Origin of the sequence: Methylobacterium sp. 17Sr1-1 (genome assembly GCF_003173775.1) — a bacterium.
GTDB lineage: Bacteria > Pseudomonadota > Alphaproteobacteria > Rhizobiales > Beijerinckiaceae > Methylobacterium.
The window spans coordinates 3,340,648-3,365,825 of record NZ_CP029552.1; the positions used below are offsets into that span (position 1 = coordinate 3,340,648).

Genomic DNA, 25,178 nt, shown 5'->3' on the forward strand with positions numbered 1-25,178 from the left:
TGTGTCACTCCTCCGGGCGCGAGGCCGGTCCGGAGCGGGTGAACCGGGCGACGTCGCGCAGCAGCTCGACGAAGCACCGGGCGCCGTGGTCGAGGAGGGCGCGGCCGGCCTCCGCCGTGCCGAGGCGGGCGTCGCCGATGGCGCCTTCCGGATTGAGGTCCTGCGCGTGCCAGGCGAGCGCCGCCGGGCGGCCGGCGCGCAGGTGGGTGTAGGTCCGCTCCATCGCGCGGCTCGCCGGCACGAAGTCGCGGATCGCGTCGCGCCGCACCAGGTCGGGGCGGAGCGCCAGCATCAGGGCGGTCTCGATCCCGCCGCCATGGATGCCGTGGCGCACCTCCTCGTCCGGAAACAGGCCGGGCGGGGTGCCGAAGCGGCTCCAGGCGGTGGTGACCGCCACCATCCCGTGCCGGCCGCGCAAGGACAGAGCCACGAGGTCCATGAGCGCGCTGTTGCCGCCATGCGACGAGACGATGACGAGCCGGGTGCAGCCGGCCCGCACCACCCCGTCGCCGATCTCGGTCCAGGCCTTCAGCGCCGTCTCAGGGCTCAGGGTCAGGGTGCCGGGAAAATCCCCGTGCTCGGGCGACAGGCCGACGGATTGCACCGGGAGCACCCGCACGTCGAGGTCGGCGGGAACGAGGTCGGCGACACGCGCCAGGTAGCCCTCGGCGATGACGACGTCGGTGGACAGGGGCAGGTGCGGCCCGTGCTGCTCAACGGCCGCCACCGGCAGCACCGCCACGGTGGCCTTGAGCGCGCCGTCGCGGCACTCCTCGGTGGTCAGGTCGCCCCAGGGCCGGGCCGGCATCGCGCATCCTCCGTCTGTCACGCGGCCGACCATAAGCCGCGGACCGATCGGCCGAAACCGGCGCATGTTCTTCACCTTCGCGTCATCCAGTCGTCACAGGCCGGCTGGCATGTGCGCCGTCGAGGGCGCCACGCGGCGCCTCGCCCGCCGCGCTTGCTCCCACGATGCACGCGCGGCAGGATTTGTCTCGAGAGCGGGGGCGGATGCCATGGCAGCGGGCGAGCAGGCTTTGGCCGTGGATGCGCCGCGCCGGGCGGCCAAGCGCCTCCGGCCCCCCGGAGCCAAGAGCGTCGGCTGGGCCTTGATGCAGGCGGCCCGCCTCCATCGCGGCCGCATCGGCGACCGCCTGGCGGAACTCGATCTCTTCGCCGGCCAGGAGCAGGTGGTGCAGGCGCTCGCGGCCGCCGGCACCATGACCATGGGCGACCTCGCCGCCACCCTGCGGGTGCGCCCGCCCACCGCCTCGAAGACCATCACGCGGCTCGCCGCCATGGGGGTGGTCGAGCGCCGGACCGAAGCCGGGGACGGCCGCATCGTCCGGGTGCGGCTGACCGAGGCGGGCCTGGCCAAGGCCGCGGCGATCGAGGGCCTCTGGGACGAGGTCGAGGCCGAGATGCTGGAAGGCTTCGACAACAAGGAGCGCCGGCGCCTGCGCAAGCTCCTGCGCCGCGCCACCCGCAACCTCGCCGAGGCCGCCGGCCTCGAGGCGCACGAATCCGACGCCGAGGCCGAGGACGATCTCGAGGGCGGGCTCGACGGCGGGGATTCGAGCCGTGATATGGATTAGGCGGGGCTTGGATCGAGGCGGGGCTTGGATTGAGGCGGGGCTTGGATTGAGGCGGGGCTTGGATCAAGGTCCGGACCAGTCGCGCAGCCTATACCGTCCCGCCGAATGGATTAGTTCGCACGCCGCCTGCTCGATCTCGAAGATCAGGCGCGCATAACGGTTATCGCCTTACCAGGGACACCGTTCTCCAGTCTTCTACCGTATAGACGATCGGCTTGCGGTGGGCGCAAGAACGGGTTGGCCGGTAGAGACGAGTGTCCGATCACGAACAATGTGAGGCGCGCGAGGCAGGACCATCCGGCTTCCGCGCGCGCCTGCTGCGCACGCATGTCGCGGCCCTGGCGGTCGCCCTGCTGGTGCCGGCGCTCCTCATCATCGGGCTGATCGCGCATCGATGGGTTCAGGCCGAGCAGGCGCGGATGGAGGAGCGGACCGCGACCCTCAACGCCCACGCGGTCGAGCAGATCGACCGCTTCCTCAGCGGCCAGATCGCGATGCTGCAGGCGCTCGCCACCTCGCCGGCCCTGGAGCACGAGGATTTCGCCCGGTTCGACCGCCAGGCCCGGGAGCTGGTGCGCCTGCAGGGCATCAACATCGTGCTGCGCGACGCCGACGGGCAGCAGCGCGTGAACACGCGGCTGCCCTGGGGAGCCCCCCTGCCCCGGGCGGTCCTCGACAACGACCGGGTGGTGCGGGAGACCGGCGCGCCGGCGATCTCCGACCTCGTCGCGGGCACCGTCACCGGCCAGCCGATCGTCGTCGTCACGGTGCCGGTGCGGCGCGACGGGGCGCTCGCCTACTTCCTGAACGCCACCCTGCCGGCGCCGCTCTTCGGCGGGTTCCTGCGGGGCGCGGGCGTCTCCGCGCCCTATTCCGGCTCGGTCGCCGACCGGAACGGGATCATCATCGGCCGGTCGGTCGACACCGCGGCGGCGGCCGGCAAGCCGCTGCCGGGCTTCCGCTCGGTCTCCGGGACGACGGGGCAGTGGTGGGGCCGCAACCTCAGCGGCATCCCGGTCTTCGGCACCCATCACCGCTCCGCCCTCTCGGGCTGGGTGGTGACGATCGGCATCGAGCAGGCGGCCCTGCGGGCGCCCTTCGTCACCTCCGTGCTGGTGCTGGCGCCGGTGATCCTGGGCCTGTCGCTGATCGCCCTGATCGCCTCGCTGCTCGTCGGCCGCCGGATCCTGCTCGCCAAGGCGCTGCTGGCACGGGCGGCGGACGACCTCAGCCGCGGTGTCACCCTGCGGATGCCGGTGACGCCGATCCGGGAGGTGAACGAGGTCGGGGCGGTGCTGGCGCAGACCTCCGCGATCCTGCAGCGGCAGGCGGACGCCCTGCGCAAGAGCAACGCCGACCTCGAGGACCGCATCGCCGCGCGCACCCGGGAGCTCGTCGCGAAGGAGGCGGTGCTCACGACGACCCTCGACGCGATGGACCAGGGTCTGATCATGGTCGACGCGCAGGGGCGGGTCGCCGTCACCAACCGCCGGCTCGCCGAGCTCCTCGACCTCGACCCGGCCTTCCTGGCGGCGCGGCCGTCCCGGGCGGAGATGCGGCGGGTGCTGACGGCGGCCGGAGAGTATGCGGGGGTCGATCCGGCTTTCGAGCACGCGATCACGGTCGGCGACCTCGCGGTGATCGGCGAGCGCTACGAGCGCACGCGGCCGAACGGCACGATCCTGGAGGTCCACAACGCGCCGACCGCCGATGGCGGCGTGCTGCGCACCCTCACCGACATCACGGCACGCCGGAAGGCCGAGGCGGCCCTGCAGCGCAAGAAGGCCCTGCTCGACGCGACCTTGGCCAACATGGACCAGGGCGTGCTGCTGATCGACACCGCCGGGATCGTCCAGCTCTGCAACGAGCGGGCGATCGACCTCCTCGGCCTGCCGCCGGAGTACCGCCACGGCCACCCGACCCTGGCCGAGCTCGTCGCCTGGCAGAGCGCGAGCGGCGAGTTCGGCGACGCCGCGGCGGAGCGCCCCCCGTGGCTCGCGCTCACGGGCGACCTCCTCGGCGCTCCGCCGGTCTACGAGCGCACGCGCCCGGACGGCACCGTGCTCGAGGTGCGCACCGTGCGCCTCGCCGAGGGCGGGGCGATCCGCACCGTCTCGGACGTGACCGAGCGCAAGCGGCGCGAGCTCGCCGTCCTGGAGGCCAACCGCGTCGCCGAGGCGGCCAGGGTCCAGGCCGAAGCCGCGCAGCGCCAGGCGGAAATCGCGCAGCGCCAGGCGGAAATCGCGCAGCGCCAGGCGGAAATCGCGCAGCGCCAAGCGGAAGCGGCGAGCGCCGCCAAGACCGAGTTCCTCGCCACCATGTCGCACGAGATCCGCACGCCGCTGAACGGCGTGATCGGCTACGCCGAGCTGCTGGTCCGGGCGGGCGACCTGTCGCCGGTGCAGGGCCGCAGCGCCGCGCGGATCCAGGAGGCGGGCCAGGCCCTGCTGACGGTGGTCAACGACGTCCTCGACTTCTCGAAGATCGAGGCGGGGCAGATCGACCTCGACCCGCAGCCCTTCGGGCCGGCAGCCCTGGCCGACGGCGCGGTCTCGATCGTCCGGACCGCGGCCGACGCCAAGCGCCTGGCGCTCGGCGTCGAGACCGCGCCGGACCTCGCGCCCCGCCTGGTCGGCGACCCGGACCGGCTGCGGCAGGTGCTGCTCAACCTCGTCAACAACGCGATCAAGTTCACGCCGGCGGGCCGCGTCACCCTGCACCTCGCGAGCGCGCCGCTCACCTGCGGGCGCCACGCCCTGCGGGTGGCGGTCAGCGATACTGGAATCGGCATCCCGGCCGACCGGCTCGGGCAGCTCTTCCAGCGCTTCAGCCAGGTCGACGGCTCGATCCGGCGCCGCTTCGGCGGCACCGGCCTCGGCCTGGCGATCAGCCGGCAGCTGGTCGAGGCCATGGGCGGCACGATCGGGGTCGAGAGCCGGCCGGGCGCCGGCTCGACCTTCTGGTTCACCGTGCCGCTGGCGGCCGCCGCCGAGGACGACCCGGCCCGGGAGCGGCCCCCGCTCGCGCCGCTCGCGCGCCCGGCCAAGGTCCTCCTCGTCGAGGACAGCCCGATCAACCAGGACATCGCCCGCGCCATCCTGGAGCGCCGCGGCCACGCCGTGAGCGTGGCGGGCGACGGCGCCGAGGCGGTCTCGGCCCTGCAGGCGGGCGGGTACGACGTGGTGCTGATGGACGTGCAGATGCCCGGCATGGACGGGCTGACCGCGACGCGCCACATCCGGGCGCTGGGCTCCCCGGCGAGCCGCCTGCCGATCGTGGCGCTCACCGCCAACGTGCTGCCGCAGCAGGTCGCCCAGTTCCGCGCCGCCGGCATGGACGACCACGTCGGCAAGCCGTTCCGGCCCGACGAGCTCCTGGCGACGGTGGAGCGGTGGAGCGCGCCGCGGACGGCCGACGCGGCCTGAGGGCGCGACCCCGGACCGCTTGCCGCGGCCGCGCGAGCCCTACTTCTCCTGCGCCGGAACCGACACGGGAGATTTCCGCCATGGCCCAACAGGAACGCAGCGCGCTGATCGTCGGGGCCTCGCGGGGCCTGGGTCTCGGGCTGGTGCGGGCCTTCCTCGCCCGCGGCTGGGCCGTCACCGCCACCGCCCGGGGCGAGGCGCCGGCGCTCGCCGCCTTAAGCCCCGTCGCGCCCGCCCTCGCGCGGGTCGACATCGACGACGACGCGGGCGTGGCGCGCCTGCACGACGACCTCGCGGCACAAAGCTTCGACGTGGTGTTCGTGGTGGCGGGCGTCGCCGACGGCGCCCACGTGCCGCTGCCGCAGGGCGACCGGGCGACGGCGCTCAAGGTCTACGAGACCAACGCGGTGAGCCCGATCCGCTTCGCCGAGACCTTCGCCGACCGGGTCGCCCCCGGCGGCCTGATGGTGCTGATGAGCTCGATCCTCGGCAGCGTCTCGCTCAACGAGGGCGGCACCTGGGAGAGCTACCGGGCGAGCAAGGCCGCCCTCAACACGCTGGCCCGCTCCTTCGCCGCCCGCCACGGCGACGCGCCCTTCGGCACCGTGCTGATGCATCCGGGCTGGGTGCGCACCGACATGGGCGGCCCGGAGGCCGACATCGACGTGGCGACGAGCGCCGAGGGGATGGTGGCGGTGGTCGAGGGGCGGCTCGGGCAGCGGGGCTGCGTGTACCTGGATTATCGGGGGGAGACGGTGCCGTGGTAGGCGGGCGGCCCCGTCGATCGACGCACCGGCTCCGACACCCTCGGCGTCATTCCGGGGCAGCGCCAGCGGAGCCCGGAATCCAGAGCCGCCGGTGATGCAGATCATGGCGGGATGCGTGCCGCTCGGTTCGGAAAGACCCGCGTGTCTGGGCGTGCCTTCGGCACTCCGGGCTCCGCTTTCGCGGCCCCGGAATGACCCTGTGGCGCGCGAAGGTCGCGTCCAAGCGGCCGAGCGGAGAAGAGACGACCCACTTCACCCCCCCGCCAACCCCCTTCCCAGCGCCCCCACCACGATCTCGATCTGCCCGCGCAGGACCGGCTCGCTCAGCACCATCAGCTTCTCGTCGAGGCCGAGGCTGACGAGGCCGTGGGTGGCGGAGAACAGCGAGCGGGCGAGCAGCGCCCGCTCGCGGTCCCTGAGGTCGGGCCGCAGCACCCGCAAAGGGGCCTCGATGTAGCGGAACAGGCGCACCTGCTCGACGAGGTACCAGTCCGGCAATGCGTGCGTGACCCGGTGCTGGAACAGGGCGCGCCAGCGCGCCGGATGGCCCGCCGCGAAGTGCAGGTAGGCCACCGCCAGCCGCACCAGGGTCTCCACCGCCGCGTCCCGCTCGGCCGGCGTCGCATTCCCCTCCGGCTCCGGCGCGATCGGCACCGCGGTTATCGCCCGTTCGAACAGGGCGAGCGTGCGCAGGTTCACCCGGAGGATCAGGGCGTCGAGGTCGGGAAACACCGTGTAGATCGCGCCGAGCGCGCAGCCGACATTCTTGGCGAGGTCGCGCGCCTTCAGGGCCGACAGGCCGTCGGCCGCGATGGTGGCCTCCGCGGCGTCGATCAGGGCCGTCCGCAGCCGCTCCCGCCTCTCGTCGTTGCGCATGCCGTCCTTTGCCTCTCGCGTGCGTTTTCGCACCGTCGTGAAAAAGCCTCGTGAACGATGTTCAAATTTGCGCTTGAACACCGTTCAGAGCTGTGGAAACCTGCGTTCGTGAACAACGTTCACGCCAGCGGAGCCAAAGATGCTCAACCTCCTCTCCACCCTCGTCCGGGGCGCCGCCGCCAGGGCCGCCGAGGACCTTCACGACCAGCACGCCTTCCTGATCCTGGAGCAGCAGCTGCGCGACGCGGCCGCCGCCCTCGACGACAGCCGCCGGACGCTGGGGCGCGCCCTCGCCCAGGAGGCGGCCGACGCCAAGCGCCAGGCCGCGCTCGCCGCCCGGATCGCCGAACTGGAGGGGAGCGCCGTCGCGGCGCTGAGCGGCGGGCGCGAGGACCTGGCGACCGAGGCGGCCGAGGCCCTGGCCGAGATGGAGGAGGAGGCCGCGGCCCTGGAGGCGAGCCGCGCGGCCTACGCCGCGGAGGTCGCGGCCCTGCGCCGGGCCGTGCGCAAGGGCAGCCGGCAATTCGCCGAATTGGAGCGCGGCCAGCGCATCGCCCGGGCGGCGGAGGCGGTGCATCGCCTGCGGGCCCGCCGCGGGCAGGGCCTCGGGAGCCCGGCGGCGCTCGCCGAGGCGCAGGCCACCCTGCGCCGCCTGCGCGAGGCCCAGGCCGCGGAGGCCGCCTCGGACGAGGCCCTGGCGATCATCGAGGCGGCGACGCCCGAATCCCTGAGCGAGCGCCTGGAGGAGGCCGGCTTCGGCCCGCGCACCCGGCCGAGCGCCGGCCGCGTGATGGAGCGCCTGCGGGCGAAAGCCGAGGCCCAGTCCCAAGCCCAATCCCAAGCCCAGTCCCCGACCGGCGCCGCCTGAGCGCGACCCGCCCCCCGTCTCACCCGTCCGAGGAAACCCCATCCATGACCCCGCAGACCCCGCAGCACACCTCCGCCTGGGTGGCCTTCACCTACGCCTCCTTCATCGGCGCCGCCACCATGGTGGCCGGCGGCATCCTGTTCCTGCCCCTGGATCTCTGGACCAAGGGCTACCTCGCCATGGGGGTGACGATGCTGGTCCAGTCCTGCATCACCCTGGTCAAGACCGTGCGCGACGTCCACGAGGGCAAGCGCCTCGTCAACCGCATCGAGGATGCTCGGGCCGAGCGCCTGCTGATGGAGATGGGCAAGGAGTAGCCGGTCCCCGGTTCCCGACATCGGATCGCCAAACGGGATCGCCAAACGGGATCACCCCGAGACCGCGGCAGCAAAGCCGGTTAGGGTTTACCGGCTAAGGGCTCCGTCTCCTGCCGCGGCGGCGCCCGGCCATTCCGCCCACCCGTCACCGAGCGAGGAACGCCCTCCATGTCCGGACCGCTGATGGCCAGCCGGCGCTTCGCGCCCCTGTTCTGGTGCCAGTTCTTCTCCGCCTTCAACGACAACTTCCTCAAGAACGCCCTGGTGTTCCTGATCATGTTCGGGGCGGGCGGGGTCGGCGGCGGGGCGGATGGCGGCTCGGCGGCCCTGGTGACGCTGGCGGGCGCGGCCTTCATCGCGCCGTTCTTCTTCCTCTCGGGCCTCGGCGGCGAGCTCGCCGACCGCTACGACAAGGCGTTCATCGCCCGCCGCCTCAAGGCGGCGGAGATCGTGGCGGCGGGCGTCGCGGTGCTCGGCTTCTGGCTCGCCTCGGTGCCGATCCTGTTCGTGGCCCTCGTCCTGTTCGGGATCGTCGCGGCCCTGTTCGGGCCGATCAAGTACGGCATCCTGCCCGACCACCTCGCCCGCGCCGAGCTGCCGGCCGGCAACGCGCTGATCGAGGCCGCGACCTTCCTCGCCATCCTCACCGGCACCATCGCGGGCGGCCTCGCCGTCACCCATGGCGGGGCGCACGCCTTCGGGCTCCTGGTGATGGGCTTCGCCGTCCTCTGCTGGCTCGCGAGCCTCGCGATCCCGAAGACCGGCGAGGCGGCCCCCACCCTCACCGTCGACCGCAACGTGCTGCGCTCGACGGGCGGCCTGATGCGCGACCTCTACGAGGACACGCGGCTGTGGCGCACGGGCGTCATCACCAGTTGGTTCTGGCTCGTCGGCGCCGTGGTGCTGGCCCTGCTGCCGGCACTCGTGAAGGGCACCTTCGGCGGCGACGAGACCGTGGTGACGGCGCTCCTCGCCATGTTCTCGGTCGGCGTGGCGCTGGGTTCCGGCCTCGCCTCCTGGCTCTGCGCCGGACGGATCGTGATGCTGCCGACGCCGATCGCCGCGCTCATCATGGGCCTCGTCTCCCTGGATCTCGCGCACGTCGCCGCGACCAGCGTGCCGCCCCCCTCCCCGGTCGGCGCCCTCGATTTCCTGGGGTCCTGGCGCGGCGCCCGGATCGCCCTCGACTTCGTGCTGCTGGCCGCCGCCGCCGGCCTGTTCATCGTGCCGTCCTTCGCCGCGCTCCAGGCCTGGACCCCGAAGGAGCGCCGCGCCCGGGTCATCGCCGCCTCGAACGTGCTCGCCGCGGCGCTGATCGTGCTCGGGGCCGTCGGCCTCGCGGTGCTGCAGAAGGCGGGCCTGTCGTCCGCCGGCCAGTTCCTGATCGTCGGCATCGCCAACCTCCTCGCCGGCGTCGCGATCCTCCTGGTCCTGCCGACCAGCGGTTTTCGCGATTTCCTGTCGATCCTGTTCCGGGCCTTCTACCGGCTGGAGGTGCGGGGCATCGAGAACGTCGAGAAGGCGGGGCCGAACGCCATCATCGCCCTCAACCACGTCAGCTTCCTCGATGCCGGCCTCGCCCTGTCGCTGACCGAGCGCGACCCCACCTTCGCCATCGACCACACCATCGCGCAGAAATGGTGGGTGCGCCCGTTCCTGTGGCTGACCCGGGCGCTGCCCCTCGATCCCACGAAGCCGATGGCGACGCGCACCCTGATCAACGCCGTGAAGGCGGGCGAGACGCTGATCATCTTCCCCGAAGGACGGCTCACCGTCACCGGCAGCCTGATGAAGGTCTATGACGGCGCCGGCCTCATCGCCGACAAGTCCGGCGTGCCGGTGGTGCCGGTGAAGATCGAGGGGCCGGAGCACACGGTGTTCTCGCGCCTGTCCCGCGCCCAGGTGCGCCGGCGCTGGTGGCCGAAATTCACCGTGACGGTGCTGGAGCCGGTGCGGCTCGACGTCGATCCCGCGCTCAAGGGCAAGGCCCGCCGCCAGGCCGCGGGCGCGGCCCTCTACGGGGTGATGTCGGACCTGATCTTCCGCACCGCGCCGATCGACCGCACGGTGTTCGACGCGGTGGTCCAGGCGGCCGAGCGCGAGGGAACGGGCCGCGTCGCCGTCGAGGATCCGGTCTCCGGCACGCTCACCTATCGCCGCCTGCTGATGGGCGCCCGGGTGCTCGGGGGCAAGCTCGGGCCGCTGGCGCCGCGGGGCCGGGCGATCGGCGTGATGCTGCCGAACGCCAACGCCGCCGCCGTCACGGTGCTCGGGCTGATGTCGGCGGGCCGGGTGCCGGCGATGATCAACTTCACCGCCGGCCCGACCAACATCCTCAACGCCTGCAAGGCGGCGGAGGTCGACACGATCGTCACCTCCCGGGCCTTCGTGCAGAAGGGCCGCCTCGACGCCCTCCTGCAGGCGCTGAGCGAGAGCCTGACCATCGTCTACCTGGAGGATGTCCGCGGGCAGGTCGGCCGCCTCGACAAGCTGCGCGGCCTCGTCGGTTGGCGCCAGGCGCTCCACCCGCGCCGGCCCGACGACCCGGCGGCGATCCTGTTCACCTCCGGCAGCGAGGGCACGCCGAAGGGCGTGGTGCTCTCCCACCGCAACATGCTGGCCAACGCCGCCCAGGCCCAGGCGCGGATCGATTTCGGCCGCACCGACAAGGTGTTCAACGTCCTGCCGGTGTTCCACTCGTTCGGGCTCACCGTCGGGCTGGTGCTGCCGCTGGTCTCCGGCGTGCCGGTCTACCTCTACCCCTCGCCGCTGCACTACCGGATCGTGCCCGAGCTGGTCTACGGCTCGAACGCGACCATCCTGTTCGGCACCGACACGTTCCTGTCCGGCTACGCACGGGTCGCCCACGCCTACGATTTCCGCTCGCTGCGCTACATCCTGGCCGGGGCCGAGCCGGTGAAGCCGGCGACCCGCAAGACCTACGCGGAAAAGTTCGGCCTGCGGATCCTGGAGGGCTACGGCGTCACCGAGACGGCGCCGGTGCTCGCCCTCAACACGCCGATGTTCAACCGCTTCGGCACGGTCGGGCGGATCATGCCCGGGATGGAGGCGCGGCTGGAGCCGGTCGCCGGCGTCGCGGAAGGCGGGCGCCTGTTCGTGCGCGGCCCCAACGTGATGCTGGGTTATCTCAGGGCCGAGAATCCCGGCGTGCTCGAAGCCCCGCCCGAGGGCTGGCACGACACCGGCGACATCGTGACGATCGATTCAGACGGCTTCGTCACCATCCGCGGCCGGGCCAAGCGCTTCGCCAAGGTCGGCGGCGAGATGATCTCGCTGTCGGCCGTCGAGGCGCTGGCCGCCGAGCTCTACCCGGAGGCCGCGAGCGCCGTCGCGGCCCTGCCGGATGCGCGCAAGGGCGAGCGCCTGGTGCTGGTCACCGAGAAGGCGGACGCGACGCGCGCCGCCTTCCAGGCCCGCGCCCGCGCCAGCGGAATGAGCGAGCTCGCCGTCCCGGCCGAGATCGTGACGGTCGACAAGCTGCCGCAGCTCGGCTCCGGCAAGGTCGATTTCGCCGCGGTGACCCGGCTCGCCGCCGAGAGGACGCGGCCGGCGGAGGCGGCTTGACCTAACGGTGATACGCATGCAGCGGACGTGTCAGTCTCGCGTTGACGTTGCGTCGTGGCCGGCTGGTCTGGCCTGGATGCCGCTCTGTCGAGAAGTCGACATGACTTCGGACCGGCATCGCACGGTTGTCAGGATCGCTGCATGTCTCCCCCTCCTCCCGGTGCGCCGGACCGGCCCGCCTTCTCGTCGCGGGACTTCCTGCGGCTGCTCGAGATCCGCGGTCTGACCGGCAGCTGGGGCTGGACCTTCGCCACCGACGAGCACGTCTGGTCGCCCGGCCTGTACCGCCTGCTCGGCCTCGACCTCGGCGCGATCCGGCCGAGCTACGCCAACCTCCTGGCGATGGTGCACCCGGAAGACCGCTTCGACCTCGCCACGGCGGCGCAGGTAATCCAAGGCGGAACCCAGCACGACCGCACGGTCCGGGTGATCCGGCCGGACGGGTCGCTGCGCATCCTGTCCGTCCGCGGCGAGGTCTACCACGATCTGGACGGACGGCCGCGGGCCGCCGCCGGCACCTTGCTGGACGTCACCGACCGCGAACGCCTGGCCGCCGTGCAGGCGGAGGAGCGCCGCCGCCGCCGGGCCCTGTTCGAGCAGACCCAGTCCTGGACCCACTCCATGGCCGACGATGCGACGCAGCGGGTCGGCTCGCAGGAGGTGCTGGCCCTGACCGGCCTGACGCAGGAGGAATTCCGCGAGGATTGCTGCCGGGTGATCGCCGCGGGCGACCGGCCGCGGGCGCGCGAGCAGGTGCGCACCCTGCTGCAGGCCGGCCGGCCCTTCGTGATGGGCAAGGTGCTGCGCCTCGCCCAGGGCGGGGAGGCCCGCTTCCACTTCGCCTACGCGCCCCTGCGCGACGAGACCGACGCGATCCGCACCTGGGCGATCATGGTCTCGCGCCTCGACGGCCCGATGGCCGCCCCCCTCGACGAGCCGATCCGGGAGGGGCTCGAGAGCGGGATCGGCGGCCGGCATCTCTGCGCCGCCCGCGGCCTGCTCGGCTGGTCGATGCAGGATCTCGCCGCCCGGAGCGGCCTCTCGCTCTCCTCGATCCGCCGCCTGGAGGATGACGGCGAGGCCCTGACCTCCCGCACCCGCCGGACCGCCGTCGCGGCGCTCCGGGAGGCCGGGATCGTGTTCCTGCTGACCGACGGCAACGCGGTGGCGGTCTACCGGAAGTAACCGCCGGCGACGGCCCCGCCGGAGGCAGGGCCATCGCGGACGATCATCACACCCGCTCGCGCCGGATCTCGGCGCCGCAGCGCACGAGCTTGGCCTCCAGGGCCTCGAAGCCGCGGTCGAGGTGGTAGACCCGGTTGATCTGGGTCTCGCCCTCGGCGGCGAGGCCGGCGATCACCAGGGAGACCGAGGCGCGCAGGTCGGTCGCCATCACGGGGGCGCCCTTCAGGCGCTCGACGCCCTCGACCACCGCGACGTCGCCTTCCAGCCGGATCTTCGCGCCGAGGCGCGCCAGCTCCTGCACGTGCATGAAGCGGTTCTCGAAGATCGTCTCGCGGATGCGCGACTGGCCCTTGGCCTTGGTCATCAGGGCCATGAACTGGGCCTGGAGATCGGTCGGGAAGCCCGGGAACGGATCGGTGGTGACGTCCACCGCCGCCACCCCGTGACCGTTGCGGCGTACCCGGATGCCGTGGTCGAGCGGCGTCACCTCGGTGCCGGTGGTGGCCAGGATGTCGAGGGCGCTGTGCAGCAGGTCGGCCCGGGTACCTTCGAGCGTCACGTCGCCGCCGGTCATCGCCACCGCCATGGCGTAGGTGCCGGTCTCGATCCGGTCGGGCAGCACGGCGTGGCGGGCGCCCGAGAGGCGCGACACGCCCTCGATCACGATCCGCGGCGTGCCGGCGCCCTCGATCCGCGCGCCCATCCGCGACAGGCAGGCGGCGAGGTCCACCACCTCCGGCTCGCGGGCGGCATTCTCGATCACGGTGGTGCCGTGCGCCAGCACCGCCGCCATCAGTGCGACGTGGGTGCCGCCGACCGTGACCTTGGGGAACTTGATCTCGCCGCCGCGCAAGCCGTTCTTCGTGCGCGCCACCGCGTAGCCGCCGTCGATCTCGATCGTGGCGCCGAGCGTCTCCAGCGCCATCAGCAGCAGGTCGACCGGGCGCGTGCCGATGGCGCAGCCGCCCGGCAGCGACACCCGCGCCTCGCCGAAGCGGGCGAGCAGCGGCGCGATCACCCAGAAGCTCGCCCGCATGGTCGAGACCAGGTCGTAGGGCGCCGTGGTGTCGATGACGTTCGAGGCGGTGAGCCGGATGGTCTGGCCGGCCTCGGTGGTCTGGCCCGGGCGCTTGCCGACCACCATGTGGTCGACGCCGTGATTGCCGAGGATGCGCAGGAGCGAGGCGACGTCGGCGAGCCGGGGCACGTTCGACAGTTCCAGCGTCTCGCCGGTGAGCAGGCTGGCGATCATCAGCGGCAGCGCCGCGTTCTTGGCGCCCGAGATCGGGATGATGCCGTGAAGCGGCTGGCCGCCGACGATGTGGATGCGATCCATGGTGACAACGTCCCTCGCGCCCGCGGCGCGTCCCGCGCGCCGGACCGGCGCGCCTCATGATTCCGAAACCTGCTTTATTGCACCGCAGCGATGCTACCGCTACGCTTGGGCGTCAACGCTCATCCCCGGCCTTTCGATCCGCGGGCGCGTCCGGCGCCGGCTCGGCCGCCTCGCGACCCCGCACCTGCGCCTTACGGCGGCGCAGATTCTCGCGGAGCGCCGCCTTCAGCCGCTCGTCGCGCGTCCCTTCACGAGCCCCTTGCCGGTCGTCCTGCCGGGTTCCCTCGCGGGTTCCTTCGCCCTGCCCGCTCATCGCGCGCGACCCTTCGTCGCCATGACCAATTTCCCGCTTCCGTGACCGTGCGAGAGGAGTCAGAACGCCCGCCTCGCCCTCGACTTTTTCAAAAGACAAAGCCGTCGCATTTGAGCGAGATCAAGGCGCGACCAGCGATGGATCGGCGATTCGGCCATCCGCCGCGCGGACCGGCTCCTCCCCGGGGTCAGGCCCGGTCCCGCCCCCCGGATGCCCATCCGGCCAGACCGCGAAGGACCACGATGCCCGAGACCCGGCCCGAGACCCGCCCCGAAACCGTTCAGGGCGCGACCGACTACCAGGCCCTCTTCCGCGGCGCGCTCGCGCGCCTGCACGACGAGCGCCGCTACCGCGTCTTCGCCGACATCGAGCGCATCAACGGCCGCTTCCCCACCGCCCTGTGGCGCAGCGGCACCGGCACCCGCGAGATCACCGTGTGGTGCTCGAACGACTATCTCGGCATGGGCCAGCACCCCTTGGTGGTCGCGGCGCTGACCGAGACCGCGCAGCGCTGCGGCGTCGGCGCCGGCGGCACCCGCAACATCGCCGGCAACAACTCTCCGCTCGTCGACCTGGAGCGCGAGCTCGCCGACCTGCACGGCAAGGAGGCGGGCCTCGTCTTCACCTCCGGCTACGTCTCGAACCAGGCCGGCATCTCGACGATCGCCAAGCTGATCCCGAACTGCCTGATCCTGTCCGACGCCTTCAACCACAACTCGATGATCGAGGGCGTGCGCCAGTCGGGCTGCGACAAGCAGATCTTTCGCCATAACGACCTCGCCCACCTCGAGGAGCTCCTGATCGCGGCCGGCGACCGGCCGAAGCTGATCGCCTTCGAGAGCGTCTACTCGATGGACGGCGACGTGGCGCCGATCGGGAAGATCTGCGACCTCGCCGAAGCTTACGGCGCCATGACCTACCTCGACGAGGTCCACGCCGTCGGCCTCTACGGCCCGCGCGGCGCCGGCATCGCCGAGCGCGACCGGGTGATGCACCGGGTCGACGTGATCGAGGGGACCCTCGCCAAGGGCTTCGGCTGCGTCGGCGGCTACATCACCGGCTCGGCGGCGCTCTGCGACGCGGTGCGCAGCCACGCCCCCGGCTTCATCTTCACCACCGCGCTCCCCCCGGCGATCGCCGCCGCCGCCATCGCGTCGATCCGCCACCTGAAGCGGTCGGGTGCCGAGCGCGAGGCGCACCAGCGCCAGGCCGCCCGCACCAAGGCGGCCCTCCTCGATGCCGGCCTGCCGGTGCTCGCCACCGACACCCACATCGTGCCGGTGATGGTCGGCGACGCGGAGGCCTGCAAGGCGGCGGCCGACCGGCTGCTCGAGCGCCACGGCATCTACATCCAGCCGATCAACTACCCGACCGTGCCCCGCGGCACCGAGCGCCTGCGCATCACCCCCTCCCCGTTCCACGGCGAGGCGCAGATCGCGGCGCTCCGCGAAGCGCTGGTCGAGGTGTGGGACGCACTGAACCTGCCGCGGGCCGGGACGGTGTTCGTCGAGGCGGCGGAATAGCCCGAGCAGGACCCGCCTTCCGCGACCGCGGCCCGGCCGACGGGGTTCGCCCCGCCGGCGCGACGGCGCCCGCTTCCAGCAGAGCCGTACGATGCAGCTCTGCTGGAAGCGGGTTCGGCATCCGTTTCGCCGCCGAACCGGTGACCGCTCCGGCGAACGATGCCGAGGTCGCGCGCCGCCCGACGCGACAGGGCTCGAGTTGCTCAAGGACTGCGCGCCCTCACCGAGCCGGTCCTTCGTGGTGAACGACTCGACGTCCCTGATCGCGGCTTTCAGCCGGATCGCCACGACCACCGGCAAGCTGCGCCTGTCGCAGTAGATCCGGGGAGCCCGCGCGGGCTCCCCTTCCCTGTCATCCGGGCGCGGGGCGGCTCACAGCCGCCCGAGCAACCTTTCCACCAGCGGGTTCTCCGCCGCGAAGGCGTAGTCGATCCGCCGCACGCTCACGGCTTCAGCGCCGGCCTGGACCAGCGCGTCGGCAAGCCCGAACACCGCGTCCGCGGGGCAGCGCAGCACGATCTCCCCCCGCCCTTCCGGCGCGCCGTAGGGCAGCTCGGCCTCGTGCAGGGCGGCGAGGCCTGCGAGGTCGATCTCGCCGGAGACCGGCATGCCGGCGCGGACCTCGCGGGTGGTACGGGCCCGCTCCTCGGCGCTGATGCGGCCGAGCACCGCCTGCACCGCGCGCCGCGGGGTCTCGCTCCAGGACGCGGCGAGCGAGGCGACGAGGTTCGCCTCCGAGCGCAGGATCACCCCGTCGTCGAGGATCTTCAGCGCGTTCGCCGCGAGGGTGGCGCCGGTGGTGGTGATGTCGACGATGATCTCGGCGCTGCCGGAGGCCGGCGCGCCTTCCGTGGCGCCCAGACTCTCGACGATGCGGTAATCGGCGACCCCGTGCTCGTAGAAGAAGCGGCGGGTCAGGTTGACGTACTTGGTGGCGATGCGCAGGCGCTTGCCATGGCGCACCCGCATGTCGCTCGCCACCTCGTCGAGGTCGCTCATCGAGCGCACGTCGATCCAGGCCTGGGGCACCGCCACCACCACGGTGGCCTGGCCGAAGCCCAGCGGCGTCAGCAATTCGACCTGGCCGGCGGCGTCCGGCAGGGTCTCGCGGATCAGATCCTCGCCGGTGATGCCGAGATGCGCCGCACCGGACGCGAGCTGGCCGGCGATCTCGGAGGCCGAGAGGAAGCGCACCTCGACCCCGTCCACGCCCTTGAGACGGCCGCGATAGTCGCGGGCGCCGCTGGTCTGGGCGAGGGTCAGGCCGGCGCGGCCGAAGAAGGCGGCGGCGTTCTCCTGCAGGCGGCCCTTCGAGGGCACCGCCAGGACAAGGGGGCCATCGAGAGGACCGTCGAGGGGAGCGGCTTTCGTCGTGTCGGTCATCAGCGCGCCCCCCCGAGGCGTTCGAGCCAGAAGGAGCAGCCCACCGCCGGCAGGGCATCCGCGCTGCCGAGATGCTGGAGCAGGCCGTCGTAGCGCCCGCCGCCGACCACCGGCTTCTCGCCGTCCTGCGCGACCTCGAAGATGAAGCCGGTATAGTAGTCGAGGTTGCGGGCGAAGCTGCCGGTGAACACGAAGCGCTCGAGCGGCAGGCCGCGGGCGGCGATGAAGCCGTTGCGCTCCTCGAACAGGGAGAGCGCCGCCTCGAGCCGGGGATCGTCGAGCCCGGCCCGGCGGGCGAGGTCGCGGGCGGCAAGCGCCGCGGCATCGGGGTCGCCCGTGAGGGCGAGATACGAATCCATCACCTCGCGGGCGCGGGCGCCCAGGCCGGCGCCGCCCTCGGCATGCGCCGCCGCCTTGGCGAGGAAGCGCTCGGCGATCTCGCCGGCGGTACGGCCGCCGACCCGGCTGATGCCGGCGATCGCGAGCACGTCCTCGACGAAGGCGCGCACCCCTTGCGGGTCCTGGCCCTGGATGGCGGAGAGGAGGCCGGCATGGGCCGCGTCGACCGAGACCGGCACCGCGATCTCGTCGAGGGAGCGGCCGGAGGCCACCGCCCGCAGCGTCCGGCGCTTGGCCGCCGGCTGGACGTTCAGCGCGTCGAGGAGCGCGGTGATCAGCCCCATGTCGCCGAGGCGCACCTGCCGGTCGCGGTGCCCGAGCCGGTCGAGCCCGTCGAGGGCGAGGCCGAGGATCTCGGCATCCGCCGCCGGCACGTCGGTCCGGCCGATCGATTCGATGCCGGCCTGGTGGAACTCGTCGGGCTCGGCCGCCCGCAGGCGGAAGACCGGGCCGAGATAGCTGTAATCGGCCGCCTGCCCGTCGGCGACGGCGCGGTGATGGCGCCCGACCGGAATCGTGTATTCGGGCCGCAGGCAGAGCTCCGCCCCGGCCCCGTCCTGGGTGATGAAGATGCGGCGGCGGATGTCCTCGCCGGACAGCTCCAGGAAGGGCTCCACCGGCTGCAGCACCGGCGGCTCGACCCGCGCGTAGCCCCGGTCCTCGAACAGCGCCAGGAGCGCCTCGTGCGCCGCCGCCGGCCGGGGGGCCGCGGCTCCGTTACCCGTCATTGGTCCCAACACCTACAATGTCTGGACGGCCCTGTAGCAGCCGCGGGCGGGCTTGGCGACCGATCGCTGTTGGGGACATGTGCGCAGATGGCAGTCGGTCAGGATGTGCCGGATACGGGATCCTCTCGCAGTCCACCCCTCCGTGGAACCCTGTAGCCCGCCCAACTCCGATCAAGTGAGCGCATCACGAATGATGAACATTCACTCCGTTTGGCCGAGCATGTCCTCCACCAACCTCGGGTTTTTCTCGATGAGGGCCAGCAGCACGCGCGCAGGGCCCTGCGGCTGCCGCCGATGATGCTCCCACTGCCGAAGCGTCGCGACCGGAACCCCGATGCTTGCGGCGAAGGCCGTCTGTGCCTTTCCGGTCTGACGACGGATTTCGGCGACGTCGATCGTGTCGGGAACATGAATGATCATGCCCGGAGGCGTTTCACCTTTCGCGTGAGCCTCCGCTTCTCTCAAGGCCGACAACGTCCTCTCGAAGATGTCTCTGGCCATGCTCTCAAACCCAGTGCTAAGCGGATCAATGCCGCCGATGAGACCAATACGCTCTGATTGAAGATGTCAGCTTGGCGAGCTGCTGCACCTCGGCATCGCTGAAGTTGTCCCGGTCGCTCTTGCTTAGCACGGCCAACAGAGCGAGCGTGTGCAACGGAGACTTGCTGCTCATATCCGAGCCTGCCGGCATGCTATGTCAATGACGCAGTCTCCGAAGGGCGAACCCGCCTCACCCGCCGTAATGCCGCCCCAGCACCTCGCGCACCCGCGCGACCATCTCGTCCACCGGCACCGAGAACTGGGCCGGCCGGGCGGCCTTCCACTCGGCGTTGCTGCCGATCGCCTCGGCGGCTTTCGCGCCCTCGATCAGGTCCTTGATCTGGACTTCACCCTTCGCCCGCTCGTCGCTGCCCTGGATAACGACGCACGGCGCGCCGCGGCGGTCGGCGTACTTCATCTGGGCCTTCATGCCGGAGGCGCCGAGATAGAGCTCCGAGCGGATGCCGGCCTGGCGCAGGGCCGCGACGAGGGCCTGGTAGGCGGCAGTCTCCTCGCGGTCGAGCACCAGGACCACGACCGGGCCGGGGGCGGCCTGACCCGACACGATCGGGCTGCGGACCACCTGGAGGGCGGAGAACAGGCGCGAGACGCCGACCGAGAACCCGGTCGCCGGCACCGGCTCGGAGCGGAAGCGGCCGACGAGGCCGTCATAGCGCCCGCCGCCGGCCACCGAGCCGAAGCGCACGGTCTGGCCGTCCTCGTTGACGACGGGAAAAGTCAGCTCGGCCTCGAAGACCGGGCCGGTATAATATTCGAGGCCGCGCACCACCGACGGATCGGCCCGCACCCGGTCGTGGCCGTAGCCCGCCGCCTCGCACAGCTTCATGATCGTGTGCAATTCGGCAATGCCCTGGCGCCCGGTCTCGGACTCTCCGACCACCTCGCTCCAGCCGCCGAAGAAGTTTTCCCAGAAGGCGAGGCGGTCGCCGCCCTCGGTGGGGACGGCCTGGAACGCGACGTAGCGCAGGATGCGCTCGATCGCGTCATCCGAGAGGCCGGCGCCCTTGGTGAAGTCGCCGCTCTCGTCCTTGCGGCCGGGGCCGAGCAGCAGGCGCACCCCGTCGGGCCCGAGGCGGTCGAGCTTGTCGATCGCCCGCAGCACGGTGAGGCGCCGCCCGGCCTGGTCGTCGCCGCCGAGGCCGATCGCCTCCATCACGCCGTCGAGGACCTTGCGGTTGTTGACCTTCACCACGTAGTCGCCGCGGCCGATGCCGACCTTCTCCAGGGTATCGGCGGCCATCATGCAGATCTCCGCATCCGCCGCGACGGTGGGCGCGCCGACGATGTCGGCGTCGAACTGCATGAACTGGCGGAAGCGGCCCGGGCCCGGCTTCTCGTTGCGGAACACGTAGCCGGCGCGGTAGCTGCGATAGGGCTTGGGCAGCGCGTCGAAATGCTCGGCGACGTAGCGGGCGAGCGGCGCCGTCAGGTCGTAGCGCAGGGACAGCCAGGCCTCGTCGTCGTCCTGGAACGAGAACACGCCCTCGTTCGGCCGGTCGAGGTCGGGCAGGAATTTGCCCAGTGCCTCGGTGTACTCGATGAACGGGGTCTCCACCGCCTCGAAGCCGTAGAGCTCGAAGCTCTCGCGGATCTTGTCCAGCATCCGGTTGGTGGCGGCGATCTCGGCCGGCCCGCGGTCGACGAGGCCGCGCGGCAGGCGGGGCTTGAGGGTGGCGGCCTTCTCGGCCTTCGCGGGCTTGGACATCGGGTCTCGCAGGCAGGAATCGGTCGGCGCGGCCGGAGCGGCCCATCACGGTGACGGGCGCGGGCTGGACGCGGAGACGGGGTTCGCCGGGCTCTAGCCCATTTGCCGGAGCCTGCAAACCGATGCCTGCCCTCACGCCTCCCCGGTCGCCAGCCACCTGACCCGCGCCGCCTCCAGCCCCCACACGATGCCGAGCATCATGTAGACGTGGCGCCACTTCTCGATGTCGATCTGCATCGCCTGGAGGAAGAACATCAGCAGGGCCGGAAACACGATCTGGGCGTGGCGCCGGTAGGGCGTGTCCTGGCTCATCAGCCGGAAACCCACCCGGCTCGTCATCAGCACCAGGAACACGAAGGCGACGCCGCCGACCCAGCCGCCGTTGGAGAAGGCGCCGATATAGGAATTGTGCGGCTCGAGGTTGAAGGTCCGGCGCCAGCGCAGGGGCCCCATGCCGAGCGGGTCCTCGATCAGCATGCCGATGCCGCGCAGCTGGTTGCCGAAGCGGCCGGTCTCGCCCTCGTCGTAATCCTGCGTGACGGCGGCGCGCTTGGCGAAGGTCTCGCCGACGGTGCCGATCGAGAGCAGGCCGACGAGGGCGACCGCCCCGAACCCCGCCGTGAGCGCCGCCAGCAGCACGATGCGGCGGCGTAAACGCGGCGCGCTCGTGCGGTAGACCATCAGGACCATCAGGCCGGCCACCACCAGGGTGCCGCCCCAAGAGCCGCGGGAGAAGGACAGGAACACGCCGGCGAGCAGGATGCCGAGCCCTAAGCCCGACAGGAGCGGGCGCCGGGCGCGGCCGGTGAGCAGGTTGTGCATCAGGTAGAGCGCGCCGAGGGTCAGGAACGAGCCGAACACGTTCGGGTCCTGGAAGGTGCCGGCGGCGCGGCCGTACTTGGCGAACAGGTCCTCGTTGCCGATCAGCTCGAGGTAGCCGCCGATCCCGAGCACCGCGCTGAGCAGCGTGCTGGCGGTGTAGACCTTGAGCGCCGCCTCGACCCGGCGGTCGGTACCGTCCGAGAAGAATAGCGTGAAGAAGATGCCGGTGATCGCGAGGTAGCAGAGCTGCACCGTCCAGATCGCCGAGAGATCCTCGTCGAGATAGGGCATCAGGGCGACGACCGTGGCCCCGACGAAGACGAGCAGCACCAGGACGACGGGCACCGCGCCGCGATAGAGCCGCACGCCGAGCAGGACCCAGAGCACGATCGTCGGGATCGCCACGATGTCGTAGGGCGAGGTGTCCGAGAACGCGAAGCAGGCGAAGAAGATGAACGCCGCCATCAGCCCATGGCCGAAGCCGCGCAGCAGCGACAGGACCGGCACCGCGGCGAGATCGCGGCGCGGCAGGACGAACGTGGCCATCGGGCGCCTCCTCGGGTGACGACGCCCGGGAGGTTAGCGGCGGGATGGTGTGCGCCGGCTGAAGCGACAGGGTGAATGAAGACTAAAAAAGACCGGTAGACGAAGCTCGACAGTCTTGCCGGCGTCGTCCGCCGAACAGACCCGAGAAACGGCGCGGCCCCGCCGCGGAACGCGCGACGGGGCCGGACACTCAACAGAGCCGGTACGCAACTTGGCTCTGGTTGAGAATGGCGCGACGGAGTGAATCTTTCGTCAACGCCGTCTGCAACTCAGCGCGCCGCGAGCTTCGCGGCGGGTGCGACGCCGGCCCGGGCCGGGCCCTCCTCGGCCAGCACGGGCTGCGTGCGCGCGGCGTAGCGGCGGGCCAGCGCCGCGCAGGCCATCAGCTGGACCTGGTGAAAGAGCATCAGAGGCAGCAGGATGCCGCCGACATCCTGGCCGGAGAAGATCACGTTCGCCATCGGCACGCCGGAGGCGAGGCTCTTCTTCGAGCCGCAGAACACGATGGTGATCTCGTCCTCCTTCGAGAAGCCGAGGAGGCGGCTCGCCGCGGTCGTGATCGCGAGCACCAGCGCGAGCAGCACCAGGTCGACGACCAGCATGGTGGCCAGCGCCGGCAGGGGCGTGCGGCTCCACAGGCCCGTCACCACCGCGTGGCTGAAGGCGATGTAGACGATGAGGAGGATCGAGCCGCGATCGACCACCATGGTCAGCGGCTTGTGCCGGGTCAGCCACGGGCCGAGCCGCGGCTGCAAGAGCTGGCCGAGGGCGAAGGGCAGCAGCAGCTGCGCCATGATCTTAGCCACCGCCCCCCAGTCGAACTCGTGGTGGCTCCCTTGGGTGTTCAGCAGCACCGCGACGAGGAGCGGGGTGATGAACATGCCGAGGATGTTCGAGGCCGAGGCCGAGCAGATCGCCGCCGGCACGTTGCCCCCCGCCACCGACGTGAAGGCGATCGAGGATTGCACCGTGGAAGGCAGCACGCAGAGGAAGAGCACGCCGGCGGCGAGCGCCGGGGTCAGCAGGGTCGGGCTCAGGAGGCCCGCGGCGAGGCCGAGGATCGGGAACAGCACGAAGGTCGAGGCGAAGACGACGAGGTGCAGGCGCCAATGCACCAGCCCGGCCAAAGCCGTCTGACGGTCGATGCGCGCGCCGTGCAGGAAGAACAGGAGCGCGATCATGCCGTTGGCGAAGACGCTGAGCCACTCGGCGGCCTGATCCTGCACCGGCAGCACGCTGCCGAGGATCAGGGCGCCGACGATCATCAGCGTGAAGGTGTCGGGACGAAAGCGCGAGAGCATGGCGGGCCGGAGGATCTGGAAGGGTCTCGAGGATCCGGAAGGATCTTGGCCTACCTAATCGGGCCGGCCCCGGATGGGTACGCCGGCGCCCAGGATTACAGTTATCGTGAGATGCGATAGCATGACCGTCGTTCATGCAGGATGCGGAGAGCCTCCATGACTCGCCTGAAATGACCCGCCTGATCGATCCCGTGCTGCTGCGCACCCTGGCGGCGGTGGTGCGCAGCCGCAGCTTCAGCCGGGCGGCCGAGCAGCTCGGCCTCGGCCAGTCGACGGTGAGCCAGCACGTCCAGCGCCTGGAGGCGCAGGTCGGGCGCCGCCTGGTCGCGCGCGACACCCATTCGGTCGCCCTCACCCCGGAGGGCGAGACGGTGCTCGGCTTCGCCCGCACGGTGCTCGACGCGCACGAGCGGCTGGAGCGGGCGCTCGCCGGGGGCCCGGTGCGCGGCAAGGTGCGGTTCGGCGCCTCGGAGGATTTCGTGCAGAGCCGGCTGTCGGAGGTGCTGCGCGACTTCCGCGAGGCCTATCCGTCGGTCGACCTCGAACTGAGCGTGGCGCTGACCGGATTCCTGCACGACGCGCTGGCGCGGGGCGAGCTCGACCTCGTTCTCGGCAAGCGCCATGTCGGCGAGACGCAAGGCATGCTGGTGCGGCGCGACCGGTTGGTCTGGGTCGGGCTCCCCACCGCCTTGCCGGAACGGGGCGAGCCGGTGGCGCTCGCCAGCTTTCCGGCCCCCAGCATCACCCGGGCGGTGGCGTTGGCGGCCCTCACCCAGGAGGGGCGGGCCTTCCGCATCACCTGCACCTGCGCCAGCCTCAGCGGCCTGCGCGCCGCAGCGCTCGCCGGCGTCGGCCTGATGGCGCAGCCGCGCAGCCTGATCCCGGACGGGTTGCAGGAACTCTCCCACGCCGACCTGCCGCGTCTCGCCGACGTCGAGTTTGTCCTGTCGGGCCCCGGCCTGCACCGCGAGCCGAGCCGGGCGCTGGCGCACGAGATCCTGAACGCGGACATCTGGGATTGAATCGAAGGGCGTTCGCCGGCTCACCTCACCCGAAGGCGCGGATTTTAGGGGCGCGCCTTCGGCCTTCCTTAAGGCTGGATCGCGGCTGCGATTGCCCGCGGGGCGAATTCCCGTAGGGTGTTTTCACTCACAGTTTGCAACGTGGAACGTCTATCCAGGCACCCGGGCAGTCCTGGCAACGGCACGCTTCCCGCCAATCAGGACTTTTCAATGTTCAGGGACTGTCTCGGTCGTCTCGCCGTGGTCGCGCTCGCGGCGGGCGCCAGCTCCGTCGCGCAGGCGCAGGTCGTCAACCAGCAGATCAACCAGAGCGGCGGGACCACCCACGTCCACATCTACAACAATTTCGGCGGACAGAGCGCACCGGCGCCGCAGGCGGCTCTCGGCGCGGCGCCCAGGGGCGGATCGTACTGGGACCACAACGACTCGGTGATGGTGCTGGTGGCCGACGGCGCGCGGCGGCGGTTCTACTATCACCGGCCGCGTCCCGGCATGGCGGAGGCCGGTGCCCGCAGCGGCAGCCTGCTGTTCGACGGCGTGCGGCGCGGCAACACCTATTCGGGCACAGCGACGGTCTTCGCCGGCGCCTGCGGCACCTTCACTTACACTGTGGACGGCTACGTGGTGGCCGACCGCCGGGTGGTGATGCGCGGGATGGCGCCCCGGGTCGACCGGCGCACCTGCGGGGTCTTCGATCATCGGCCGGACGAGCTGGCGTTTGATCTGATGTGAGATCGGCTTCGTAGTGATTTTCCGTCCGACGCGAAGCATCGAATGTTCAGGGCAAAATATTTTGAAGATCGGGCGCGGGATCCCCTCTCCCGTTTGGGAGAGGGGTAGGGGTGAGGGTGGAGACGGTTCGGGATAAATCTGAACCGTTACGCTGCCAGCACGACGCTCTCAGCTTTACACTGAAGCGCG

At 71.6% G+C, this 25,178-nt stretch carries 20 protein-coding genes; 10 read left to right on the forward strand and 10 right to left on the reverse strand.

Annotated elements, in window-relative coordinates; translation table 11 throughout:
* Window positions 1-4: 4 nt before the first annotated feature.
* The gene (locus DK412_RS15045; RefSeq protein ID WP_109972580.1) at window positions 5-808 is read right to left on the reverse strand and encodes a creatininase family protein; all 804 of its coding nucleotides are present in this window, start codon (window positions 806-808) and stop codon (window positions 5-7) included.
* Between the two features lie 208 nt (window positions 809-1,016).
* On the opposite strand from DK412_RS15045, the gene DK412_RS15050 reads away from it, so the two are divergent.
* The 3 genes from DK412_RS15050 to DK412_RS15060 all read left to right on the forward strand — a co-directional run bounded on the left by DK412_RS15050 (window position 1,017) and on the right by DK412_RS15060 (window position 5,787).
* Window positions 1,017-1,595 (forward strand): MarR family winged helix-turn-helix transcriptional regulator, encoded by a 579-nt coding sequence (locus tag DK412_RS15050; RefSeq protein WP_109972581.1) that lies wholly within the window; start codon window positions 1,017-1,019, stop codon window positions 1,593-1,595.
* Between the two features lie 254 nt (window positions 1,596-1,849).
* On the forward strand, window positions 1,850-5,020 hold the full coding sequence (locus DK412_RS15055; RefSeq protein ID WP_109972582.1) for a PAS-domain containing protein: 3,171 nt from the start codon (window positions 1,850-1,852) through the stop codon (window positions 5,018-5,020).
* An 80-nt stretch (window positions 5,021-5,100) separates the two neighbouring features.
* Complete coding sequence (locus DK412_RS15060) at window positions 5,101-5,787, forward strand: SDR family NAD(P)-dependent oxidoreductase (RefSeq protein ID WP_109972583.1); 687 nt, start codon at window positions 5,101-5,103, stop codon at window positions 5,785-5,787.
* A 252-nt stretch (window positions 5,788-6,039) separates the two neighbouring features.
* On the opposite strand, the gene DK412_RS15065 is transcribed toward DK412_RS15060, so the two are convergent.
* A complete protein-coding gene (locus DK412_RS15065; protein WP_109972584.1) occupies window positions 6,040-6,663 on the reverse strand; it encodes a TetR/AcrR family transcriptional regulator in 624 nt (207 codons plus the stop codon).
* 139 nt (window positions 6,664-6,802) lie between these two features.
* Between DK412_RS15065 and DK412_RS15070 the strand changes: the two genes are divergently transcribed.
* From DK412_RS15070 to DK412_RS15085, 4 genes are all read left to right on the forward strand, one after another.
* Window positions 6,803-7,531: a PspA/IM30 family protein gene (locus DK412_RS15070; RefSeq protein ID WP_109972585.1), complete on the forward strand. Its 729-nt coding sequence runs from the start codon at window positions 6,803-6,805 to the stop codon at window positions 7,529-7,531.
* Between the two features lie 44 nt (window positions 7,532-7,575).
* On the forward strand, window positions 7,576-7,848 hold the full coding sequence (locus DK412_RS15075) for a YiaA/YiaB family inner membrane protein (protein WP_099954130.1): 273 nt from the start codon (window positions 7,576-7,578) through the stop codon (window positions 7,846-7,848).
* Between the two features lie 168 nt (window positions 7,849-8,016).
* Window positions 8,017-11,433, forward strand: coding sequence for an acyl-[ACP]--phospholipid O-acyltransferase (locus tag DK412_RS15080; protein ID WP_109972586.1), 3,417 nt, complete (start codon window positions 8,017-8,019; stop codon window positions 11,431-11,433).
* Between the two features lie 141 nt (window positions 11,434-11,574).
* Complete coding sequence (locus DK412_RS15085) at window positions 11,575-12,618, forward strand: PAS domain-containing protein (protein WP_109972587.1); 1,044 nt, start codon at window positions 11,575-11,577, stop codon at window positions 12,616-12,618.
* Window positions 12,619-12,664: 46 nt separating this feature from the next.
* On the opposite strand, the gene murA is transcribed toward DK412_RS15085, so the two are convergent.
* Both murA and DK412_RS31035 read right to left on the reverse strand, forming a co-directional pair.
* Window positions 12,665-13,954 (reverse strand): UDP-N-acetylglucosamine 1-carboxyvinyltransferase, encoded by a 1,290-nt coding sequence (gene murA, locus DK412_RS15090; protein ID WP_093569782.1) that lies wholly within the window; start codon window positions 13,952-13,954, stop codon window positions 12,665-12,667.
* Window positions 13,955-14,066: 112 nt separating this feature from the next.
* Entirely contained in the window at window positions 14,067-14,267 is a 201-nt protein-coding gene (locus DK412_RS31035) for a hypothetical protein (RefSeq protein ID WP_109972588.1), read from the reverse strand.
* A gap of 242 nt (window positions 14,268-14,509) precedes the next feature.
* Here DK412_RS31035 and hemA point away from each other — a divergent pair, with 242 nt between their 5' ends.
* Entirely contained in the window at window positions 14,510-15,790 is a 1,281-nt protein-coding gene (gene hemA / locus DK412_RS15100; RefSeq protein ID WP_109972589.1) for a 5-aminolevulinate synthase, read from the forward strand.
* Between the two features lie 372 nt (window positions 15,791-16,162).
* On the opposite strand, the gene hisG is transcribed toward hemA, so the two are convergent.
* From hisG to DK412_RS15130, 6 genes are all read right to left on the reverse strand, one after another.
* Complete coding sequence (hisG, locus tag DK412_RS15105) at window positions 16,163-17,173, reverse strand: ATP phosphoribosyltransferase (RefSeq protein ID WP_109972590.1); 1,011 nt, start codon at window positions 17,171-17,173, stop codon at window positions 16,163-16,165.
* On the reverse strand, window positions 17,173-18,300 hold the full coding sequence (locus DK412_RS15110; RefSeq protein WP_109972591.1) for an ATP phosphoribosyltransferase regulatory subunit: 1,128 nt from the start codon (window positions 18,298-18,300) through the stop codon (window positions 17,173-17,175). Before DK412_RS15110 ends, hisG begins: the two co-directional genes overlap by 1 nt.
* 201 nt (window positions 18,301-18,501) lie before the next feature.
* Complete coding sequence (locus tag DK412_RS15115) at window positions 18,502-18,801, reverse strand: transcriptional regulator (protein ID WP_109972592.1); 300 nt, start codon at window positions 18,799-18,801, stop codon at window positions 18,502-18,504.
* A 229-nt stretch (window positions 18,802-19,030) separates the two neighbouring features.
* Entirely contained in the window at window positions 19,031-20,566 is a 1,536-nt protein-coding gene (gene hisS / locus DK412_RS15120) for a histidine--tRNA ligase (RefSeq protein ID WP_109972593.1), read from the reverse strand.
* Window positions 20,567-20,698: 132 nt separating this feature from the next.
* A complete protein-coding gene (locus DK412_RS15125) occupies window positions 20,699-21,934 on the reverse strand; it encodes an O-antigen ligase family protein (RefSeq protein ID WP_109972594.1) in 1,236 nt (411 codons plus the stop codon).
* A 269-nt stretch (window positions 21,935-22,203) separates the two neighbouring features.
* On the reverse strand, window positions 22,204-23,235 hold the full coding sequence (locus DK412_RS15130) for a bile acid:sodium symporter family protein (protein WP_109972595.1): 1,032 nt from the start codon (window positions 23,233-23,235) through the stop codon (window positions 22,204-22,206).
* A 170-nt stretch (window positions 23,236-23,405) separates the two neighbouring features.
* On the opposite strand from DK412_RS15130, the gene DK412_RS15135 reads away from it, so the two are divergent.
* Together DK412_RS15135 and DK412_RS15140 are read left to right on the forward strand one after the other, a co-directional pair.
* Window positions 23,406-24,257 (forward strand): LysR substrate-binding domain-containing protein, encoded by an 852-nt coding sequence (locus DK412_RS15135; RefSeq protein WP_093569794.1) that lies wholly within the window; start codon window positions 23,406-23,408, stop codon window positions 24,255-24,257.
* Between the two features lie 210 nt (window positions 24,258-24,467).
* The gene (locus DK412_RS15140; protein WP_162596217.1) at window positions 24,468-24,989 is read left to right on the forward strand and encodes a hypothetical protein; all 522 of its coding nucleotides are present in this window, start codon (window positions 24,468-24,470) and stop codon (window positions 24,987-24,989) included.
* The last annotated feature ends 189 nt before the right edge of the window (window positions 24,990-25,178 follow it).